Annotated in this window: 22 protein-coding genes and 1 tRNA gene; 2 read left to right on the forward strand and 21 right to left on the reverse strand. The window is 66.1% G+C overall.

The window, feature by feature from the left end:
- Positions 1 to 452 precede the first annotated feature (452 nt).
- The 10 genes from MHY29_RS04090 to MHY29_RS04135 form a co-directional block, all read right to left on the reverse strand.
- Positions 453 to 1,394 (reverse strand): cation diffusion facilitator family transporter, encoded by a 942-nt coding sequence (locus MHY29_RS04090; RefSeq protein WP_088477524.1) that lies wholly within the window; start codon positions 1,392 to 1,394, stop codon positions 453 to 455.
- Positions 1,395 to 1,396: 2 nt separating this feature from the next.
- The gene (locus tag MHY29_RS04095) at positions 1,397 to 1,747 is read right to left on the reverse strand and encodes a helix-turn-helix transcriptional regulator (RefSeq protein ID WP_224356246.1); all 351 of its coding nucleotides are present in this window, start codon (positions 1,745 to 1,747) and stop codon (positions 1,397 to 1,399) included.
- Between the two features lie 175 nt (positions 1,748 to 1,922).
- Positions 1,923 to 2,552: a LysR substrate-binding domain-containing protein gene (locus MHY29_RS04100; RefSeq protein ID WP_088477526.1), complete on the reverse strand. Its 630-nt coding sequence runs from the start codon at positions 2,550 to 2,552 to the stop codon at positions 1,923 to 1,925.
- Positions 2,501 to 2,983, reverse strand: a complete 483-nt coding sequence (locus MHY29_RS04105; protein ID WP_180971856.1) for a hypothetical protein — start codon at positions 2,981 to 2,983, stop codon at positions 2,501 to 2,503. Before MHY29_RS04105 ends, MHY29_RS04100 begins: the two co-directional genes overlap by 52 nt.
- Before the next feature lie 44 nt (positions 2,984 to 3,027).
- Positions 3,028 to 3,101, reverse strand: a tRNA-Cys gene (locus MHY29_RS04110).
- A gap of 15 nt (positions 3,102 to 3,116) precedes the next feature.
- Positions 3,117 to 3,635, reverse strand: a complete 519-nt coding sequence (locus MHY29_RS04115) for a carboxymuconolactone decarboxylase family protein (RefSeq protein ID WP_088477527.1) — start codon at positions 3,633 to 3,635, stop codon at positions 3,117 to 3,119.
- Positions 3,636 to 3,648: 13 nt separating this feature from the next.
- A complete protein-coding gene (locus MHY29_RS04120; RefSeq protein ID WP_102708274.1) occupies positions 3,649 to 4,020 on the reverse strand; it encodes a helix-turn-helix transcriptional regulator in 372 nt (123 codons plus the stop codon).
- Positions 4,021 to 4,055: 35 nt separating this feature from the next.
- On the reverse strand, positions 4,056 to 4,709 hold the full coding sequence (locus tag MHY29_RS04125; RefSeq protein WP_224356247.1) for a hypothetical protein: 654 nt from the start codon (positions 4,707 to 4,709) through the stop codon (positions 4,056 to 4,058).
- A gap of 64 nt (positions 4,710 to 4,773) precedes the next feature.
- Positions 4,774 to 5,079 (reverse strand): metal-sensitive transcriptional regulator, encoded by a 306-nt coding sequence (locus MHY29_RS04130; protein ID WP_088477530.1) that lies wholly within the window; start codon positions 5,077 to 5,079, stop codon positions 4,774 to 4,776.
- A gap of 10 nt (positions 5,080 to 5,089) precedes the next feature.
- Positions 5,090 to 6,991: a heavy metal translocating P-type ATPase gene (locus MHY29_RS04135; RefSeq protein WP_239238339.1), complete on the reverse strand. Its 1,902-nt coding sequence runs from the start codon at positions 6,989 to 6,991 to the stop codon at positions 5,090 to 5,092.
- Between the two features lie 198 nt (positions 6,992 to 7,189).
- Between MHY29_RS04135 and MHY29_RS12295 the strand changes: the two genes are divergently transcribed.
- A complete protein-coding gene (locus tag MHY29_RS12295; RefSeq protein WP_255718537.1) occupies positions 7,190 to 7,312 on the forward strand; it encodes a hypothetical protein in 123 nt (40 codons plus the stop codon).
- Between the two features lie 85 nt (positions 7,313 to 7,397).
- Here MHY29_RS12295 and MHY29_RS04140 read toward each other — a convergent pair whose 3' ends face one another.
- The 9 genes from MHY29_RS04140 to MHY29_RS04180 all read right to left on the reverse strand — a co-directional run bounded on the left by MHY29_RS04140 (position 7,398) and on the right by MHY29_RS04180 (position 15,086).
- Positions 7,398 to 7,997 (reverse strand): YdhK family protein, encoded by a 600-nt coding sequence (locus MHY29_RS04140; protein ID WP_088477531.1) that lies wholly within the window; start codon positions 7,995 to 7,997, stop codon positions 7,398 to 7,400.
- A 97-nt stretch (positions 7,998 to 8,094) separates the two neighbouring features.
- On the reverse strand, positions 8,095 to 8,424 hold the full coding sequence (gene fdxA, locus MHY29_RS04145) for a ferredoxin (protein ID WP_088477532.1): 330 nt from the start codon (positions 8,422 to 8,424) through the stop codon (positions 8,095 to 8,097).
- The gene (locus tag MHY29_RS04150; protein ID WP_088477533.1) at positions 8,421 to 9,656 is read right to left on the reverse strand and encodes an MFS transporter; all 1,236 of its coding nucleotides are present in this window, start codon (positions 9,654 to 9,656) and stop codon (positions 8,421 to 8,423) included. The genes fdxA and MHY29_RS04150 overlap by 4 nt, the downstream gene beginning before the upstream one ends.
- Before the next feature lie 45 nt (positions 9,657 to 9,701).
- The gene (locus MHY29_RS04155) at positions 9,702 to 10,847 is read right to left on the reverse strand and encodes an FAD-dependent oxidoreductase (protein WP_088477534.1); all 1,146 of its coding nucleotides are present in this window, start codon (positions 10,845 to 10,847) and stop codon (positions 9,702 to 9,704) included.
- A gap of 46 nt (positions 10,848 to 10,893) precedes the next feature.
- On the reverse strand, positions 10,894 to 11,247 hold the full coding sequence (locus MHY29_RS04160) for a metal-sensitive transcriptional regulator (protein WP_006214162.1): 354 nt from the start codon (positions 11,245 to 11,247) through the stop codon (positions 10,894 to 10,896).
- A 66-nt stretch (positions 11,248 to 11,313) separates the two neighbouring features.
- Positions 11,314 to 11,478, reverse strand: a complete 165-nt coding sequence (locus tag MHY29_RS04165) for a hypothetical protein (protein WP_306462451.1) — start codon at positions 11,476 to 11,478, stop codon at positions 11,314 to 11,316.
- A gap of 140 nt (positions 11,479 to 11,618) precedes the next feature.
- The gene (locus tag MHY29_RS04170; protein WP_061873202.1) at positions 11,619 to 13,889 is read right to left on the reverse strand and encodes a cation-translocating P-type ATPase; all 2,271 of its coding nucleotides are present in this window, start codon (positions 13,887 to 13,889) and stop codon (positions 11,619 to 11,621) included.
- Positions 13,890 to 13,935: 46 nt separating this feature from the next.
- Positions 13,936 to 14,877 (reverse strand): hypothetical protein, encoded by a 942-nt coding sequence (locus MHY29_RS04175; protein WP_061873203.1) that lies wholly within the window; start codon positions 14,875 to 14,877, stop codon positions 13,936 to 13,938.
- Positions 14,877 to 15,086, reverse strand: a complete 210-nt coding sequence (locus MHY29_RS04180) for a heavy-metal-associated domain-containing protein (protein WP_006213359.1) — start codon at positions 15,084 to 15,086, stop codon at positions 14,877 to 14,879. Before MHY29_RS04180 ends, MHY29_RS04175 begins: the two co-directional genes overlap by 1 nt.
- Positions 15,087 to 15,711: 625 nt before the next feature.
- Here MHY29_RS04180 and MHY29_RS04185 point away from each other — a divergent pair.
- A complete protein-coding gene (locus MHY29_RS04185) occupies positions 15,712 to 16,068 on the forward strand; it encodes a hypothetical protein (RefSeq protein WP_061873204.1) in 357 nt (118 codons plus the stop codon).
- 18 nt (positions 16,069 to 16,086) lie between these two features.
- On the opposite strand, the gene MHY29_RS04190 is transcribed toward MHY29_RS04185, so the two are convergent.
- A complete protein-coding gene (locus MHY29_RS04190) occupies positions 16,087 to 16,815 on the reverse strand; it encodes an SUMF1/EgtB/PvdO family nonheme iron enzyme (RefSeq protein WP_223246359.1) in 729 nt (242 codons plus the stop codon).
- 298 nt (positions 16,816 to 17,113) lie between these two features.
- Positions 17,114 to 18,505, reverse strand: coding sequence for a replicative DNA helicase (gene dnaB, locus MHY29_RS04195; RefSeq protein WP_239238341.1), 1,392 nt, complete (start codon positions 18,503 to 18,505; stop codon positions 17,114 to 17,116).
- Positions 18,506 to 18,580: the final 75 nt, after the last annotated feature.

The raw sequence follows: 18,580 nt of genomic DNA on the forward strand, positions 1-18,580 counted from the left end.
GGCCCGCTGCCGCGAGCCCCTCACGCAAGAACCGGGCACCGTGATGGGCACGGAGGTGATGCCGGCCCTGGCCTGATTCTCATGCCTCGAAGACGGTTACACCACTTCCAGGGACTTGACCTGCTGAAGCGTGCTGCGAGGCAAAGGTCAGCAGTTGAGAAACAGCTGGCGGGCGTGAAGCAGGAACTGGTGACAGCTGATCGTTAGTGCCGGGAGGCTGAGGATGAGTCGTTGGCGGCCGTGCATCCGGTGAGCAGGAAAGCACCGACCACGACGGTGATTGCAGCGGTTTTCGTTCCGCCGTACTTCGGGAATGGCCTGAAGTTTTTCATGGGATTCCTTCCCGTGTCTGCCCGTGGCGCCAATTGGCCTTACTACCCCATAGGGGTAGTGCCTACCTGCGTGACGCGGAAGCGCCCCCGCCCGGAACGAGCCCGGGAGGGGCACTGCGTTCAGTCGTGCTTGCTGATTTCCGGTTCATGTTCGGCAATGTGCTCGGTCTCGATCTGGAAGGTCGAGTGATGGATGGAGACCTCGAAGTGTCCTGCGACGCAATCTTTGATCTCGTGGAGCGTCTGCGCGGCACGACCGTCGGTGAAACACTCGTCCTCGACGACGACGTGGGCGGTCAGGATCGGCAGGCCGGTCGCCACAGTGGAGGCGTGCAGGTCATGGACATCTTTGACATGGTCAAGTTCGAGGATGTGCGAACGCACCTTGTCGAGGTCGAGGCCCTTGGGAGTGAACTCCATAAGGACGCCAGTGGTCTCGCGCATGAGCTTGAACGCGCGAGGCACGATCAATGCGGCGATAAGCAGTCCGGCGATGGCATCGGCCTGCATGAACCCGGTCGTGGCGATGACGATCGCCGCGATGATCACTCCGAGCGACCCGAGGGCATCATTGAGAACTTCGAGGAACGCGGCACGCATGTTGAAGTTCGAGCCGCGGCTGGAGGCGAGGATGGTGATGGCGATGATGTTCGCGACCAGGCCGATGATGCCGAATATCAGCAGTTCGCTTGCGGGCACCTCCGGCGGCTCGAACAGTCGCCGGATGCCTTCGATGGCGGCGTAGGTGCCCACCGCCAGCAGCAGTGCCGACTGTCCGAGGGCTGCGATCACTTCAATACGCCGGAACCCCCAGGTGCGCTTGGAGTTGGCGGGCTTGAGCATCAGCGTCGCGGCGATCAGTGCGACCAGCAGGCCGGACGCATCGGTAATGGCATGGGCGGTGTCGGTCAGCAATGCGAGGCTGCCGGTGATGACCGAGCCCATGGCCTGGGCAACGACGATCGTCGCGGTGATCGAGAATGCGATCCAGAGTTTCTTGCGGAAATCTCCGGGGTGACCGGTCTCGCTGGCGGCGGGGCCGTGATTGTGTCCTGCGCCCATGTCTACTTCTTGTCCGTATCTGACGCGTGGTGGGTATGTGGGAGTCGCAGGTGCGTGCAGAGCAGGGCCTGCGTGCCGGTGGCATCGAGGAGGCGTTCGGCAGCGGCGATGAGGGTACGCAGGAGCTCGGACTGTGCCAGCGAGTACCAGGTGGAGCGCCCTTCCGGGCGCATCGTCGCCAGGCCGCACTCGACGAGGAAGCCGACATGCTTGCTCACCGTGGACTGGGCCAGGCCCATGTGCTCGACCAGGTCCCGGACCCGGTGCTCCCCGGAGGCGAGGTGCTGCACGATCGCTAACCTCGTCGGCTCCGCAAATGCCTGGAACAGGTGGGCGTACGCTACCGTCGCCACTTCGTCGAGGGTTGCCCCCTTCTCTTGAATCATCGCCATAAGCCGATCATATCGCTCTAGAGCGATATTGTCGAGTGTGATATGTCGCTCCGACGCGGAATGAAGCTCAGGGGTCCCGTCGCACCCGAGGATGGGCTACCTGGGGGATGGTCGGTCGCATAGCTGCAGTGGGAAGCTACGCCAGCTGACCATCGGCCCCGGTGGAGAGCAGGCGGGGTGGGGAGCCGATGTCGATGAGTCGGGTGAAGTAGTCCTGTGCGCAGGTGGCGACGACCCCCACCTGCGGGTGGCTCCTCCTCTGCCCTGGCCAGGTCAGCGCCACGGTCACCGGTGGGGCATCCTCGATGGGCAGATAGACCACCTCCGGCGCGCGGTGATTGTGCGTTGTCGCCTCTGCAGTGATGCCGATGGCGTCGCCGACAGCGATGCGGGTTAACCACTCGCCCGTGTTCGCCACCGAGATCGTGCGCGGCATGTGAGCAGTCGTACTCCACAGCTCCCCGGTGGCCGTCGGAGCGGTCGCGCAGACCGCCACCGGCCCGTCAGCGAGATCGGCTAGGGTCACCGACTCCTGCCGGGCACGGGAGTCGCTGCTCGTCACCGATACAACCAGGCGTTCGGTGAACAGCGGTAACCGCTCCAAACCCGGACCAATGGCACGTTTGGGTGGAGAAGAGCGGATGAGTGCGGCATCGATCGCCCCCGTCGCGCAGCGCCCAGATCGGGTCCGTCGGGCGACTGTATTCGATGAGCTCAGCGTGCCCGCGCTTCCATTCCTGGAACAGAGGCAAGGTGTGACGGCCAAAGCCGGCCCAGGCGCAACGGCACCAGGATGCGCAGTGAGGCCGTGGTGCGATCTTCCAGGTGAAAAGGCAGGTTTGAATCCGGTTCCGAGAAGGGCACATGGGCCTGGGTCCGACGATCAGACTCTGTTGTGAGCCGCGGCCCGCCCTCGCCCTCGCAACGTTCAAGTGAGTAGATCCTGGAACGGCCGAACTTCAGACGGATGCCGTAGCCGCCGTTGGGTCCGTCAGGCAGAAACTCTGCCCCCAATTCTTCGAGGGCGGCCCGCACACGCTCCTGCTTCTTCTCCGACAAGTCGTGTCGCCCCTTCTCGAAGTCGCGCAACTCTTCCTTGGTCACGTTGGCTTCGCGGGCGATATATTGGGCGCTCACCTTCACGAGGATGCGCGCGGCGCGTGTCATGTCCCCGTTGGAGATGTGCTGGCTCTCCATCACTCGCCTCCTGCGACGTGTGTCCTATTGGGCTCAGCGGGAAGTGGAGGTGCCTACGGGATTCGAACCCGTGTAAACGGTTTTGCAGGCCGCTGCCTATCCTCTCGGCCAAGGCACCAAGTCGCCGGCGAAGTCAGTCGCCCGGCGTGAGGCCAGCAACCAGGTTGAAGGCGCCGGTGAGAATGTTCAGCGACACGACCCCGACGACATCAGAGATCTCACGGTCGCTGTACCCGTATCCCCGAAGCTCGTCAATCTGCTCGTCGGTGATCGACGTAGGCTCACGGTAGACCTGGAGGCCGAGCGCGATCATCGCCGCGACCGGGCTGGTCATCGCCGTACCCTGCTGGGCGAGTGCGATCTCGTCATCGCTGACCCCGAGCGATCGTGCCGCGCTGATGTGCGAGGCCAGGCACATTCCGCATCCCTGCTTCGACTGCACGGCGATCGAAACGAGCTCGCTGACTTTACGGTCGAGCTTGGCGCGACGCATGGCTTTGCTCAGGTCGAGATAACCGCCGAGCACCGCCGGGGAGTGCGCCATCGTCGAGACCATGTCTCCGACCTGGCCGTGCCGCTCGACGAGATCGCCGAGCAAGTCTCGTGAGGCCCCCACTGCGGTCTCAGGGGTTAATCGGGAAAAACGGGGCATGATGCCTCCTCTGTCAGTTCGGTCGCAAGTTCGAGGTGGGAGAACCTGCACGAGTGCGTTCCTGCTGCTGATGTTCGGCATGGAAGATCGCAGCCTCAGCCAGCGCCCCGGCATGCACACCGTTCAATAGGTAGAAGTCGCGGGACTCGCGTCGCTGCCGACTCACGATCCCGGCCGACTCCAGGCGGTGAAGCTCGTGGGAGGTCTGGTCGACGGGAAGGTCGACGATGTCCGCCAGATGATTGGCAGAGACCTCGATGTCGCGAATGGCGAGGATCATCTTCACACTCACCAGATTCGCCAGCAACGCGAAGACTCCGACCGCCGCATTCAGATGCGGTGTGTCATACGTGGCGTGCGCGTGCTCAACCTCTTTCATAGTCATTAATACTACCCTATACCCCTATAGGGTATCAAGGGTTATTCAATCGATGTGACGGACTTGGAGACGCGTGGCCGGGTGCGGCGGATCGGGGTGAGGCCAGAGGCGACGGGTCCGCGCAGGAGCACGTGTCCAGTCGGGAGGGTCAACCGCGTCCAACGGCCGGCGGTTGAGATCGTGGCCCCGTTTCCTCGGCTGAGGAACCCGAAGACGTAGGCGGCGAACGCAACGCCTTGTGGCAGCGATGCGAGTGCCGTGTCCGGGGTGCCCCAGACCGTGCCCCGGATCTTGCGGACGACATCGTCGCCGGGTTTGTCGGGAAGTGCTTGGGCGACGGCCTCGATGCCGGCACGGGCGCTGCGCATCAGCGTCAGGCTGGTCACATCGGCAATAAGTCTCCACCCGTGTTGCGGGGGTTCGACGCTGGTCCAGGCGGGTGCCAGCGCGGTCTCCGGCAGCGCCAGGGTCAGGGGGTCGGCGGTCGCGGTCAGGGTGTCGACGGTGACGTCGCACTGCAGCTCGGGGTCGGAGCGGAGCGTGCGAAGGACGAGGATCGTAGGAGTGCGGTCGAGCGGGCCACGGGGCGTTAGCGCGGCTGCGGCCTGCAAGCGCACGCCATGGGCACCGGCCTGCGCGGCCCGCTGAGCGAAGGTGAGCGCGTCGCGGGCGGGCGGCGCGTCGGCGAGGATCAAGCGCGCTGGCATCCTGAGGGTTTGTGCCCGCCGTGTCCTGGAACGCGGTGGTCAGGGGCCGGGTTCAGGAGCGAACGAGCCGGTTGATGGCGTCGGTGGCTTCCTGGATCTTCTCGACGGCCGCCTCGTCGCTGAGCTTGGCGGCATCAAGCACGCAGTGCTTGAGATGGTCGTCGAGCAGACCAGTCGCGACCCCCTGGAGGGCACGGGTCAGGGCGGAGACCTGGGTGAGGATGTCGATGCAGTACTTCTCCTCATCGATCATCTTCGCGATCCCACGCGCCTGTCCTTCGATGCGCTTCATGCGGCCGAGATAGCGCTCCTTGTCGCTGATGTAGCCGTGCTGGTGGGAATCGTTATCGACAGACATGGGCATGTCCTTACTTCTGGCGCTCCAGGACGGAACGCGTGTTAGCTTCGGGTGTAAGGTCGATGCGCCGCAGCAGCTGGGCGTTGAGCGCGACAACCACGGTGGAGGCTGACATCAGGATCGCGCCGATCGACATTGGCAGGACGAGTCCCACCGGTGCGAGGATACCGGCCGCCAACGGCACCGAAAGAAGGTTGTAGCCGGCGGCCCACCACAGGTTCTGCTTCATCTTGCCGTATGCGCGTCGCGACAGCTGGATGATCGAGAGCACGCTGCGTGGGTCGGAACTGGCCAGGATCACCCCGGCCGAGGCGATGGCGACATCGGTGCCAGCGCCGATCGCGATGCCGACATCGGCCTGCGCCAGAGCCGGGGCGTCGTTGACGCCGTCGCCGACCATCGCGACCCTCTTGCCCTCTTCCTGCAGCTGGGAGACCTTCGCGGACTTGTCCTCCGGGCGCACGCCGGCGAAGACGCGGTCGATGCCGAGCTCCTTGCCGACCTCGTTCGCGACCGCCTCGGCATCGCCGGTGATCATGACGACCTCGACGCCGAGGGCGTGGAGGGCGTCGACGGCGTAGCGGGATTCTGGCCGGACCTCGTCGGCGAGCCTCAGCCCGCCGACCACCTGGCCGCCGCGGAGAACGTGCAGAATGATCGCGCCCTCGGAGCGCCATGCCTCGGCCGTGCCGACCTCGTGCTGACCGGTCTCCTCGAGCAGCCGGGGCCCGCCGACGCGGACCTCCTGGCCGGAGACGGTCGCAGTGACGCCGACGGCGGGCGAGGATGAGAAGCCGCTGGCCTGCTGGAGGGCAAAACCCTTGTCCTTGGCGGCGGTGACGATGGCCTTGGCGAGCGGGTGCTCGCTGTCGGCCTCGGCCGAGGCAGCGAGGGCGAGGACCTGGTCGGCGTCGAGTTCGCCGGTCGGCTCGACGCCGGTGACGGTGGGCTCGCCCTTGGTCAGCGTGCCGGTCTTGTCGAACAGGACCGCGTCGACCTGCCGCATGGACTCCAGCGCCAGGCGGTCCTTCACTAGGACGCCGCCGCGGGCGGCTCGCTCGGTGGCGATGGAGACGACCAGCGGGATCGCCAGGCCGAGGGCGTGGGGGCAGGCGATGACGAGCACGGTGATGGTGCGCACGACGGCCTCGTCGGGCATGCCGATGAGCGTCCAGACGACCGCAGTGACCAGCGCCGCGCCAAGAGCGAACCAGAACAGCCAGGCCGCGGCCTTGTCGGCGATCCGCTGGGCGCGGGAGGATGAGTTCTGCGCCTCGGCGACGAGCCGGTTGATGCCGGCCAGGGCGGTGTCGTCACCGGTGGCGGTGATCTCCACCCGCAGGCCGGAGTCGGTGGCGACGGTGCCGGCGGTGACGGTCTGGCCCTCGCCGCGAGAGACCGGGCGGGACTCGCCGGTGATCATGGACTCGTCCATCTCGGCGCGGCCGTCGACGATGGTTCCGTCAGCCGGGACGCTGCCGCCGGGGCGCACGAGGACCACGTCGCCCACGTCGAGGTCGGCTGGGGCCACCTTGACGACGTTCTCGCCCTCGACGCGCTCGGCCTCGTCTGGCAGCAGTGCCGCCAACGAGTCGAGCGCCGAGGTGGTCTGGGCCAGGGAGCGCATCTCGATCCAATGGCCCAGCAGCATGATTACGATCAGCAGCGCCAGTTCCCACCAGAATTCGAGCTCATGATGGACGAGCCCGAGCGTGGCGGCCCAGGAAGCGAAGAAGGCCACCGTGATCGCCAGAGCGATGAGCAGCATCATCCCGGGCTTGCGGGACTTCAACTCGCTGACGGCACCGGTGAGGAAGGGCCTGCCGCCCCAGACGTACATGACGGTGCCCAGTGCCGCGGCGACCCAGCCCGCCCAGCCGGGGACCTCGTAGCCCAGCAGCATGGCGAACATCGGTGAGAGGGCGACCGCGGGGATGGCGATGACGAGGTTGATCCAAAACAGTCGGCGGAACTGGCCAACGTGGTCCCCGTGCCCGCCATGGCCGCTGTGATCTCCGTACCCACCGTGCTGGGCATGCTCATCGTGGCCGCCGTGCTCGTCGAGGCCCGTGTGGCCTGAGTGCTGCCCGTGGTCCATGGCGTGGCCCTGATGCCCGGTGTGCTGACCCTCGCGCGTGCCGTGCGCATCCGCCGAGGCGTGCGCGGACACAGACCCGTGGTGATGCTCGCCGTGGGCGGGTGTATCGGTTTCGTGACCGTGATGCTGTTGTGAGTTCGGGTCCGTCATGATTCCTCTCCTCCGTCATCGAGCCAGGCCGATTGCCGCTCACCCGGTGGCCGGGCAAGCGAACGTCGGCTCAGGACGCTGGTTGGATCTCGCTCTCGACGACCCACTTGTGGTTCGTCATCTTCATGCCGTCCGTCTCGTAGTCGACCATGTAGACCGTCTCATCGGTGGACGAAGCAATGATGGCCTTTACGCCTTCCATGCCTTCCATGTGCTCGGCGAGCAGAGTCACCTCTGTGCCGTCGGCCAGGCGCGCGTCGCCGGCATCCTCAATTTCTTCCTGCACGACCCACTTGTGATCAGTGACGGGGTCGCCGCCACCTGCGGGCGTGTAGTTCACGGAGTACGTGTACGTGTCGAATGCGCCGGAAATCGTTGCTGTAGCCCCTTCCATGCCTTCCATGTGGTCGGCCGTGAGCTGCACCTCGGTACCGACAGGGTAGGTGGGCTCACTGGCTTCGGCGATACCCTCGGGTGCCGGTCCGCCGTCCATCGGGTGCTCCATCTCTTCATCACCGCTTTCTGCGTTGTTGCCGCCGTGGCCCTGATGCTCCTCAGTAGCCGAGGGGTCGGTCTGCTGGTTGTCGTCTGCTCCGCTGGCGCAACCGGCGAGCACGAGCGCCACTCCGAGGGCTCCCGCTGCCAGTCCTGTTCGCAGTCTCCTCTGCATGTCATTTCCTTTCATCAATATGCCTACCCTATACCCCTAGGGGGTACTAGTCAAGACTTGTGTGTTGTGTCGGTATGGATCAATCGGAAACCCCTTCTCAGAGGGTCTGCTCGTGTTGGATGGGCAATGCGGCGATGAGGGGATGGTCGAAGCCCGTCGGTCCGGTCTTCGCGGCTCCTCCGGGAGAACCCAACTCGTCGAAGAACTCGACGTTGGCCTTGGAGTAGTCAGACCATTCGTCGGGCAGGTCGTCTTCGTAGTAGATGGCCTCGACGGGGCAGACCGGTTCGCAGGCTCCGCAGTCGACGCATTCGTCGGGGTGGATGTAGAGCGAGCGTTCGCCCTCGTAGATGCAGTCGACAGGACATTCGTCGATGCAGGCGCGGTCCTTGACGTCCACGCAGGGAAGCGCGATCACGTAGGTCATGGCTGCTCCTCTCGGTCGGGTGCGGATCGGCGGTGAGAGCCGGTGGGAGGCTCGGGGAAGTCGTCAGCCTCTGCCGGGCCTGCGGCCGGGTGCGGGATGCGCAGGCGCAGGACGGTGGCGACGAGGCTGAGGGCGATGATGATCGCACCGAGGATCGTCATCGTCCTCGACAGGGTGAGCACCGGCACGAGCAATCCGGCGACGATGGTGGGCACGCCGAATGCCAGGTAGGCAACTGTGTAGATCACAGCCATCACGGCGGCGCGTTCCGACGATGCCGTGTGGGGCATGAGTGTGCGCAGTACCCCGAGGAACGCTGTGCCGAACCCGGAACCGACGATCGCGACCGAGGCGACATAGGCTGGGTAGGAACCGAGTGCGAGGGCGCCGATGCTCACTGCGGTGCCGAACGCCAGGGCACTGGTCGCATACAGGCTGATGGTGCGGGCGGAACGCCGCTGTAGGACGGAGGAGGCGGTGACTCCGGAGATCGCCAGTGCGAAGAGGACGATCCCAGCTTGGGTGTGCGTGGAGCCCCCAAGCTCACTGCCGACGAGGTCGGCTCCGAGCGCAAGGAAGAGTCCGTTGGTCGCCCACCCGGCGATGATCACGGGCACTCCGACGGTGAACATGCGGCGTAGGTGCGGTGGCACGGTGAACCGCGGACGGAGGTCGCCACGTCGTATCTGGGTCTTCGGGACCAGTTCCGGTGTGCTCCACACGACCGTTGCCACGATGAGGAAGGCAAGCACGAGCGACCCGAAGACGGCAGTTGTCGGTTCGGAGGTGAGATCGAGGAGAAGTGCAGCACCGAGAGCCCCGGCCCCAAGGCCAATCATCGGGCCGATCGTGTTCCACAGGGCTGCGATGTTCCGATGTGACGGGGACTCGAAGTCGATCATCATCGCCGACAGCGCCGGGATCAGCAGACCCGCTGCGAGCCCTTGCAAGGCTCGGGCGACCAGGAGCGCCGCGAGGCTACCGGCGAACCAGAACATGGCCACGCTCAGCGCCAGCGCCAAAGAACCGGCGGCCACGACCGGACGTCGGCCGACGTGGTCGGAGAGTGGTCCGAGGTAGAGCAGCGCGGCCAGGAGGGTGAAGGTGTAGACCGCGAACACGAGTGTGGTGGCGACGGGGATGAGTCCGAGCCGTTCGGCGATCTGGGGATAGAACAAGGACGGCGCGCTGGCAGCGGCCATCATGAGAATGGTCGCTGCCAGCGAGAGCACGAAGCCCCACCGTGGGATCTGCCTAATACAGTCTCCCGCCATTGCCTATGCCCGCACGCCGTGGAGCTGCTGCCCCCACTGGTAGACGGTGCCGACTGCGTCGATGCCAGTGACGCCGACGACGATGCCGTCGATCTCGTGGCGGACGATGAACTCCTCACCCGCTTCCAGGTGGGCGTCTGCGCCGGCTGTGTACCCGACTCCGGAGATCATCTGACCGTAGACCATTGCCATGTAAGGGCTGCGTGGCAGGTAGGCGCCCGGATCGTCGCTAACGCCGAGGTCGTGCAATGCGGCCCGCGCGGCATGCGCACCCTGTGCGGCGGCGTCTTCCCAATGGTCGATGCGCCAGGCGTCCAGTGCTTCGTCGTGGTGCGTGGCCACGCCTCCGGCTGCGTAGACGTGGTCTGCCGCGGCGCGGAGGTGATCGTCGACGTCGATACCGTTCGTCCACGGTGACGGGGCTGCGGGCGTCGTGCCGAGCGCGAGGAGAAGGAAGTCAGCCACGACGGGATTTCCGTCGTTGAGGGTGATGGTGACACCGGATTCTGTTTCGTCGACATGCTGGAGAGTGCGACCGAATCGGGCCTGCACCTTGGCGGCATGGTCGGCGGCGAGGCGCTCAGCCACGGGCGCCCCAAACGCTCCGACGCCGGGAACTGAACTGCGGGAGACCAGCGTGACCATGTGTCCGTCGGCTTGCAGAGACGAGGCCGTCTCGGCTGCGATGATTCCACCGCCGTAGATCGCTACCCGCGCGGGTCGCCCCAGTCCGGTCAGCAGCTTTCGGATGCCCAGGGCATCCCCCACGGAGTGAAGAGCGGTGACCCGCCCTTGTCCGGCGTCGTCGCCGCCGAACACGTCAGCGGGCAGGGAGCGGGGCATGCTCCCGGTCGCGACGATGAGCGCGTCGTAGGAGACTTGTGCGCCGGAGGTCAACTGGGCCTGCTTCGCCGAGGTATCGACTTTAAGCACGGTGTCGGCGATGACCTCGATCTGAGGCAGCGGGAGCTTGATCATCTCCGGCGGTGTCTGACCGAACGCGATTCCCTTGATGAGCATCCGCGTATAGGGCGTCTCCCCGGTGCGGGTCACCAGCGTCACCCGGACATCGTCGCGTGAGGCGAGAGTGCGGGCGGCTGCGGCCCCGGCTGCTCCCGATCCGAGGATGAGGACGTGCTGTGGGGTCATAGAAGAACTCCTGGATGCTGGTCGTGATCGAACTGATGCGCCGGCGTCAGGAGCGCACGAGGCGGGCGATGGCCTCGGACGCCTCGCCGAGCCTCTGCTCGCTGACTGGTCCGCCGGCGAGTGCGGCGTCGAGGACGCAATGCTTGAGGTGATCGTCGAGCAGGCCGAGGGCGACGTTTTCGAGTGCCCTGGTGACTGCGGAGATCTGGGTGAGGATGTCGATGCAGTAGCGGTCCTCGTCGACCATCCGATCGATGCCGCGGATTTGGCCTTCCAGGCGGCGCAGGCGATTGCGGTACTTCGTCTTATCGCTGATGTATCCGTGGACGGACGCGTCGCCGTCGCCTCCTGCGGGGCAGGTGTCGAGATGGGTTTCGGTGGTGGGAGTCGTAGTGGTCATGTCGGCTCGCTCCGATCAGGTGGCGGGGTGCCGCAGCGGTGCCGCGGCACCCCGCACGCTGGTGGATTACGCCATGTTGGCGGCGTACTTGGCTGGGTCCGAATCGAACGCGGGCCCACAGCCAGCGCAGCAGAAGTAGTAGCGCTCATCCTCGAAGTCGCGGTAGAGGCCGGCGGCCTCGGCGGTCTTCTTGCTGACCGGGGTGCCGACCATGACCGGGCAGGTAGTCATGTCATCGGCGCCCCCGCCAAGAAGGTTCTCGCGTCCACCGTTCTCCACGGCCGGGTTGGTCTCGTTCGTGCTGCAGCAGCTGCTCATTCTCTGGTGTTCCTTCGTTATTGGATTCGTGTGGATGGGTGGGTTCTCGTACGTCACTTCGAGGCGACGCTCGTGAACCCGCGCAGGCGGAGGCTGTTGCCGACGACGAAGACGCTGGAGAACGCCATCGCCGCACCTGCGAGCATGGGGTTGAGCATGCCGAGCGCAGCGACCGGGATCGCGGCGGTGTTGTAAGCGAATGCCCAGAACAGGTTGGTCTTGATCGTCGACAGGGTCTTCCTGGACAGGCGGATCGCGTCGACGGCGGCCCGCAGGTCACCGCGCACGAGCGTGATGTCGGAGGCCTCGATCGCGACGTCCGTGCCGGTGCCCATCGCGAGGCCCAGGTCGGCCTGCGCGAGCGCGGGGGCGTCGTTGACGCCGTCGCCGACCATCGCGACGATCTTGCCCTCTTCCTGGAGGCGGGTGACGACGTCGACCTTGTCCTTGGGTAGCACTTCGGCGATGACCTCGTCGATGCCGACCTCGGACGCGATCTGGCGGGCCACGGCCTCGTTGTCACCGGTGAGCAGCACCGGGGTCAGGCCGATCTCCTTGAGCCCGCGGATCGCCTCGGCGCTCGTGGGCTTGACGGTGTCGGCGACGACCAGGATGCCACGCGCAGCACCGTCCCAGCCGATCGCGACGACCGTCTTGCCCTCGCCCTCGGCCTGGGCCTTCGCCTGTGCGACCTCCGGAGAGAGCTTCTGCGACCAGTCCGCCAGCAGAGACTCGCGGCCGACGACGACCGGGGTCCCCTCGACGATGCCCTGCACGCCCTTGCCCTCGACATTGGCGAAGTCCTCTGGAGTAGGCAGCTGGCCGACTTCCTGGGTCGCGCCCTTGGCGATCGCCTGCGCAATCGGATGCTCGGAAGAGTCTTCCAGTGCACCGGCGAAACGCAGCAGCTCCGCACGATCCACACCGGGCTCAGTGATCACGTCGGTCAGAGTCATCTTGCCGCTGGTGACGGTGCCGGTCTTATCGAGCACGACGGTGTCGACCTTGCGAGTGGACTCCAGCACCTCCGGACCCTTGATGAGGACGCCCATCTGCGCACCGCGCCCGGTGCCGACGAGCAGCGCGGTCGGGGTTGCCAGACCCAGCGCGCAGGGGCAGGCGATGACGAGCACGGCGACCGCTGCGGTGAACGCGGCGGCGACGGGGAACCCGCCTCCCAGCCAGGCGCCGAGGGTGATGAACGCGACGACGATGACGATCGGCACGAAGATGCCGGAGATGCGATCGGCCAGACGCTGCACCTCGGCCTTGCCGGTCTGCGCGTCCTCGACGAGCTTCGCCATCTGTGCGAGCTGTGTGTCCGAACCCACACGAGTCGCCCGCACGACCAGGCGGCCGCCGGCGTTGACGGTGGCACCGGTGACCGAGTCGCCCTCGCGGACCTCGACCGGCACGGACTCGCCGGTGAGCATCGAGGCGTCCACCGCGGAGGAGCCGGAGGTCACGAGACCGTCGGTGGCGATCTTCTCGCCTGGACGGACGATGAACTCGTCGCCGACCGCCAGCTCAGAGGTGGGGATCTTCACCTCTACGCCGTCGCGGAGTACGGCGACTTCCTTCGCGCCCAGCTCCAGGAGGGCGCGCAGCGCGGCCCCGGCCTGGCGCTTGGATCGCTTCTCGAAGTAGCGGCCGGCGAGGATGAACATCGTCACGCCCGCGCCGACTTCGAGGTAGATGTTCGCCGCGCCATCCGACGGAGCGATCGTGAACTCGAAGGGGTGCGTCATGCCGGGAGTGCCGGCAGTGCCGAGGAAGAGCGCGTAGAGCGACCAGAGCAGTGCGACGGAGGTGCCCATCGAGATGAGCGTGTCCATCGTCGCCGCACCGTGCTTGAGGTTTGTCCACGCCGCCTTGTGGAACGGCCAAGCTCCCCAGATGATCACCGGTGCGGCCAGGGCGAGTGAGGCCCACTGCCAATACGTGAACTGCAGCGCGGGGATCATCGCCATCGCGATTACGGGAACAGTGAGCACGATCGCGCCGATCAGCCGATGCCGCAGCGAGGTGAGCTCACTGTCTTCCTCCTCCCCGGCCTCGGTCTCCGACGTGTTCGCCGTAGTGTCCTTGGGCTTGGGCAGTGCGGCCGTGTACCCGGTCTTCTCGACCTCGGCGACCAGCAGTGACGGATCGTAGCCGGCAGGCACGGTGACCTTAGCCTTCTCAGTGGCGTAGTTGACGGTGGCCGCGACGCCATCGAGCTTGTTCAGCTTCTTCTCGATCCGGTTCGCGCAGGAGGCGCAGGTCATCCCGCCGATCTCCAACTCGATGTCCGGCCCACCCGTTGGGGGCGCTGATGTGCTCATCCTCTTCCTTCTTTCTCAGCTCTCGTGCGACGCCGGGCCCTGCGGGTCAGTGGCCGTCGGAATGCGAATCGTCTGTCTTCGTGCCGTCACCATGCTCGGCGTCGATCACGAACTCGGCGGTGTGCACCTGCCCGTCGACCTGGAAGTCCAGGTAGAGCAGGTAACGGTCGGCGGTCGGGGCCTCCGCTGCGAATCCGATGTCGGGTCCGGCCGTGTCCCCGGCCTGGGGCTGGTCGCCCTCGGCGTGGACGTGCAGGTAGGCGAGGTCACCCTCGCGCAGCGCCACTAAGTGGCCGAACGCGCCCAGGTAAGGCTCCAGCGTGGTCACCGGCTGACCGTCACGCTCGACCGAGATGGTGAGCTCGCTTGAGGTGCCCGCAGTGAGGTCGCCGTTGAGGGAGACGGTGTATCCGTCGACCTCGTCGGTGGGCTGCGCCTCGGTCTCGACAGGGGTGAAGTCGCCCGCGACCTCGATTGCGCGGGTGAGAGTGATGCCTTCGGCTTCCTCGCCCGCGGGTGTGAAGTCGGCGTACACGCGGTAGGTGCCCGCCTCGTCCCAGGTCCACGGCACCGACCAGGTGCCTGTGCTCGTGTCGAGTTCGGGGTGCACGTGCTGGAAGCCGGCGCCGTCGGTGCGCACGGCGATCAGGTGCAGGTCCTTCTCGTGCGCGGTGGTGTATTCGGTCACCGGTTCGCCGGACTCGTCGAGGATCTGGAAGCTCAGGTCTCCATCCTCGCCTGCGGCCGTGGGGGCCTGGACCGGAGAGAGCACGAAGCCGTCCGCGCTTGCGGAGACCCCGTTCAGAGCGGGCTCCGCGGTTTCCTGCGCAGCGTCGCCGTGCCCTTCACCGTGTGCGTTCACGCCGCTTCCTTCTGCCCATGCTGCTGCGAAGCTATCGGGAATGACGGCGCCGGCGAGGCCGAAGGCCCCGCCGAACGCCACCACCAACCCGGCCCCGTAGAGCGCGAGCCGTCCTCCGGCCTTCATCAGACGCGCACCGCCGAGTAGCCGGCCTCCTCGACCGCCGCGAGGACCTTGGCGTCGTCGATCTCGCCCTCGGCGGTGACGTTGAGCTTGCCGGTCTGCGCGCTGACTTGGATGTCCTGGACGCCGGGGATCTCGCTGACCTCCTCGCGGATCGACATCTCGCAGTGGCCGCAGGTCATGCCCGTCACCTGGTAATCGTTCGAAGCCATCAGGTGTCCTCCTTGTATGTCGGGTTGTACGTCGGGAGTACCCCTACCGGGTACGTGTACTAGTCAAACGTATACCCATGTCAGGTATTCCGCAAGGAGGGAGGCGATCGTGTGAGCTGCATTGCGCAAGTGCTGCAAACAATGGTTGGAGCGTCCGAGGTGTGCCTTGTGGTGCACCGATGCTGCGGGGCGATCCGCTGGGTTCTGGCGCTGCGCGTCGGAGAGTAGTGACCCCTCGGCTCATCAGAACCGTGGACTGCCTTGCCGCATCGACGAAGGCAGCGAAGACTGGTACGAAACCGACTCGCGCCCAGACCCGTCAGTGAGTGGGGTCAACGCTCGGGAAGCGCGGTGCCGGAGACCCCAGGCAGGGGTCTCTGACGGTGACCCTGGTGAAGGCGCGCGGGCGCAGCAGCACGGGGACAGTCAGTGGCCGGGCCGATCCCGTGGAGGACGTCGTCACCCTCGGGGTTGTCGAGATGCAGCAAAGACTGCACGCGACTCGCCGTGAACCGTTCGGAGAGGGGGCGGGATCCGGTGTGTGAGGGAGCCTGGCCGGACGCCCCTGCCGTGCTGGGGCGGGGAGCAGGCTGGGGTATCGAGTCGACAACTCTAGGCTGTCACCGTGACCACTGTTTTAGATCACCTCCGCGCTGATGACCGCGAGCACGTCGGGTACATCGAGATGACCGACGAAGGCCTCTTCATCCCCTACGACCTCCTGCGTCGGCGATGCGGTGAACCCATGGAGTCGACCGAGGCCGAAGAACTGCTTGACACCGTCGGTTTGCAGGCGTTGGGCGAACAGTGGCTGCTTCGCACCGAGGGTGACGCATGGGTGCCCGTGGGCATCCAGGAGTTCTCACGAGAGGCCGTCACAGTGGCGCCGCGGCTCGATGACAGGGCGGTGGCCAAGGCGCCGGATCTCACCGCGACGGTGATGTTGTCGTTGCCGACGGATCGGCTCCGTTCCGCCGAATGAGGCTGGGCGGTTCCCTTCTCAGGCGAAGATCTCCCGCAAGGGTGTCCACCCCACGGGAAGCGGCCCGCAGATGGCGGCTCGTTGCCTGTCTGCCTCATGGGACCAGCCCTGAGCTTGTCCCGGGCTGCCGACCAGACCCCGGGCCAGGCGGAGTCCCACGTCCTCCAGGACGGCGTCCGGGGCGCTGCCCCGGCGCACTGAGGCGCGCACGCTCCAGGGTTCATCCGCCCAGCCACCCCCGCGCAGACTGCGGTAGTCGCCGTAGCGGGCGGGATCGGCGTAGTCCCAGCACCATTCCCAGATGTTGCCGAGCATGTCGTGCAGACCGTGCGGGTTGGCTTTCTTCATGCCGACGGGCTGGGGGCCCTCAAGGTGGTCGAGGCTGGTCCAGGCGATGTCTTCAAGCGGCCCGTAGGTGGGCGAGGTCGTTCCGGCGCGGCAGGCGTACTCCCACTCGGCCTCGGTGGGCAATCGGTACCCGTCAGCGCTCGTGTTCCAGGTGACGGAGCGTCCGTCCCCAGCATGCGTGTAGGCCGGCTGCAGCTCTTCAGCATTGGATAGCTCGTTGCAGAGGTTGATGGTCTCGAACCATGTCAGAGGCGTGAGCGGGCGTCCGGTGCTCCGGTCACGGAGGGGGTGCACGGCCATCTCGAAGGGCTCCAGTTCCACATCCCGTGTGGTCCCGCGACGGGCGTCACGCAGGGTGATTTTTCCCGAAGACAGGGTGGCCATGGAGGGCTGGTTCATGGCGTCAGCGTCGCACACGGGCTGACTGGAGAACCACGAGCTGCACCCGGACAGGGTTCAACTGTCAATACCTAAGTGGCTCGTGGTCGTATGAAACATATTTGCGCGTTTGTGAAATCTTCGCTGCATCTCGACAGCGTGACAGGTGTCAAGCCTTCAGGCGCCGAGGCGGGTATGCAGCATATTGGCGCGTTTGTGCAATCTTCGCTGCATCTCGACACAAGCTCCGAACGGCGTGTCGCGGTATGCAACATACTCACGCGTTTGTGCAATCTTCGCTGCATCTCGACACGGGGGGTCAGAACCCGCCCGGGCCACCACCCGCATCACTCGCCAGGTTCGAGAACCGCGAGTAGTGCCCCTGGAACCCCACCACAATGGTCTTGGTCGGGCCATTCCTATGCTTGGCCACGATCAGGTCCGCCTCGCCGGCGCGCGGGGACTCCTTGTCGTACACGTCCTCGCGGTGCAGCAGGATCACCATGTCCGCGTCCTGCTCGATCGAGCCGGACTCGCGCAGGTCGGACACCTGCGGCCGCTTGTCCGTGCGCTGCTCACTGCCACGGTTCAACTGGCTCAACGCGATCACCGGCACGTCGAGCTCCTTGGCCAGCAGCTTGAGGGCGCGGGAGAACTCGGCCACCTCCTGCTGACGGGACTCCACCTTCTTGCCGGAGCTCATGAGCTGCAGGTAGTCCAGCACCACCATCTTGAGGTTGTTCTTCTGCTTGAGCCGGCGGCACTTGGCGCGGATCTCCATCATGGTCATGTTCGGCGAGTCGTCGATGAAGAACGGCGCCTCGTTCAGTCGCCCCACGGTCGCGGCGATCTTGGACCACTGGTCGTCCCGGATGGTGCCCTTCCTCAGGTCCTGCAGCGCGATCGTCGCCTCGGCGCTCAGGAGCCTCATGGCGATCTCGTTCTTGCCCATCTCGAGGCTGAAGAACACGGTGGCCATGTTGTGGTGGATGGCCGCGGCCCGCGCGAAGTCCAGCGCGAGCGTGGACTTGCCGACGGCGGGGCGCGCCGCGATCACGATCATCTGCCCGCCGTGCAGGCCCTGCGTCAGCTCGTCGAAGTCGTAGAAGTCGGTGGGGACGCCCGTCAGGCCCTCCCCCTGATTGCCGGCCGCCTCGATCTCGTCGACGGCATGCTCCATGATCTCCGCGAGGCGCACGTAGTCCTCGGACTGGCGGTTCTCCGCCACCTTGTAGACCTCGGACTGCGCCTCGTTGACGATCTCCTCGACCTCGCCGTCGCCCTGATACCCCAGCTGGGTGATCTTGGTGCCGGCCGAGACCAGGCGCCGCAGCACGGCCTTCTCCGCCACGATCTCCGCGTAGAAGCTGGCGTTGGCGGCGGTGGGCACGGTCTGGATGAGCTCGTGCAGCACGGCCGGGCCGCCCACCTTGGTGAGCTCCTGGCGCTTGTTCAGCAGGTCCGCCACGGTGACGGCGTCGGCGGGCTCGCCGCGTCCGTAGAGGTCGATGATCGCCTCGTAGATCATCTCGTGGCTCGGCCGGTAGAAGTCGTGCCCGCGCAGCAGCTCCACCACGTCCGCGATCGCGTCCTTGGAGAGCATCATGCCGCCCAGCACCGAGCGCTCCGCCTCCAGGTCCTGGGGCGGAAGGAACCGCTCAGGGGTGCGGCCGCCGCCGTAGGAGCCCGAGTCTCCGTAGTCTTCAGTCAACGTGCGGAGACTCCCTTCCCACGGCCACCACGACGGCGACCCACGGCCGGGATCCCCCGGCTCACCTTCCTGACG

The sequence above is a fragment of the Micrococcus sp. ACRRV genome (assembly GCF_022346985.1).
Classification (GTDB): Bacteria; Actinomycetota; Actinomycetes; order Actinomycetales; family Micrococcaceae; genus Micrococcus; species Micrococcus porci.

What these genes read in the sequence shown, in the direction of transcription:
- MHY29_RS04105 (WP_180971856.1), bottom strand. Translation starts at nt 2,983, where the DNA reads ATGGAGAGCCAGCACATCTCCAACGGGGACATGACACGCGCCGCGCGC.
- MHY29_RS04175 (WP_061873203.1), bottom strand. Translation starts at nt 14,877, where the DNA reads ATGAAGGCCGGAGGACGGCTCGCGCTCTACGGGGCCGGGTTGGTGGTG.
- MHY29_RS04190 (WP_223246359.1), bottom strand. Translation starts at nt 16,815, where the DNA reads ATGAACCAGCCCTCCATGGCCACCCTGTCTTCGGGAAAAATCACCCTG.
- MHY29_RS04120 (WP_102708274.1), bottom strand. Translation starts at nt 4,020, where the DNA reads ATGACTATGAAAGAGGTTGAGCACGCGCACGCCACGTATGACACACCG.
- MHY29_RS04170 (WP_061873202.1), bottom strand. Translation starts at nt 13,889, where the DNA reads ATGAGCACATCAGCGCCCCCAACGGGTGGGCCGGACATCGAGTTGGAG.
- MHY29_RS04140 (WP_088477531.1), bottom strand. Translation starts at nt 7,997, where the DNA reads ATGCAGAGGAGACTGCGAACAGGACTGGCAGCGGGAGCCCTCGGAGTG.
- MHY29_RS04165 (WP_306462451.1), bottom strand. Translation starts at nt 11,478, where the DNA reads ATGACTACCTGCCCGGTCATGGTCGGCACCCCGGTCAGCAAGAAGACC.
- MHY29_RS04135 (WP_239238339.1), bottom strand. Translation starts at nt 6,991, where the DNA reads ATGTTCGCCATGCTGCTGGGCTACGAGGTCCCCGGCTGGGCGGGCTGG.
- MHY29_RS12295 (WP_255718537.1), top strand. Translation starts at nt 7,190, where the DNA reads ATGCCCGGTGTGCTGACCCTCGCGCGTGCCGTGCGCATCCGCCGAGGC.
- MHY29_RS04115 (WP_088477527.1), bottom strand. Translation starts at nt 3,635, where the DNA reads ATGCCCCGTTTTTCCCGATTAACCCCTGAGACCGCAGTGGGGGCCTCA.
- MHY29_RS04180 (WP_006213359.1), bottom strand. Translation starts at nt 15,086, where the DNA reads ATGGCTTCGAACGATTACCAGGTGACGGGCATGACCTGCGGCCACTGC.
- MHY29_RS04160 (WP_006214162.1), bottom strand. Translation starts at nt 11,247, where the DNA reads ATGACCACTACGACTCCCACCACCGAAACCCATCTCGACACCTGCCCC.
- MHY29_RS04155 (WP_088477534.1), bottom strand. Translation starts at nt 10,847, where the DNA reads ATGACCCCACAGCACGTCCTCATCCTCGGATCGGGAGCAGCCGGGGCC.
- MHY29_RS04090 (WP_088477524.1), bottom strand. Translation starts at nt 1,394, where the DNA reads ATGGGCGCAGGACACAATCACGGCCCCGCCGCCAGCGAGACCGGTCAC.
- MHY29_RS04130 (WP_088477530.1), bottom strand. Translation starts at nt 5,079, where the DNA reads ATGTCTGTCGATAACGATTCCCACCAGCACGGCTACATCAGCGACAAG.
- fdxA (WP_088477532.1), bottom strand. Translation starts at nt 8,424, where the DNA reads ATGACCTACGTGATCGCGCTTCCCTGCGTGGACGTCAAGGACCGCGCC.